Origin of the sequence: Streptomyces aurantiacus, assembly GCF_001418335.1 — a bacterium.
GTDB classification, from domain to species: domain Bacteria; phylum Actinomycetota; class Actinomycetes; order Streptomycetales; family Streptomycetaceae; genus Streptomyces; species Streptomyces aurantiacus.
Genome location: NZ_LIPP01000194.1, coordinates 23,937 through 24,334, shown reverse-complemented (window position 1 = coordinate 24,334; position 398 = coordinate 23,937).

The following is a 398-nucleotide window of genomic DNA, read 5'->3' as shown; positions in this document are numbered from 1 at the left end:
TGGTGCTGTGCAGCGTGTTCATCTCGCGCCCCCCGTCGTGGAGTTTCGGTTCAATCGGTTCTCTTCGGTACTTCGGTTCTGCGTACCGCGGTACTTCGGTCTGCGGTACTTCGGCTGTTCGGCGCCTTGTCGCGGTGCCTCCTTGCCTGTGACCAAAAGCTTGCCGGGGCCACTTCATGACGGTGTCCGCCGACTGTCACAGAGCTGTCACAGGGGTCCGCCCCATGTACCCCACAGACCGATCACAGAGAAGCGTCGTACGGCTACTCATTCGACAAACTCGCCGTCACTCGTACGCAGGACATGTGTGGGAGCTCTCCAACAGTCGAAACCCGCCCACGTCATGGGACAGAATGACGTCTGTGCCTTCCCTGTTGCTGATCGAGGACGACGACGCC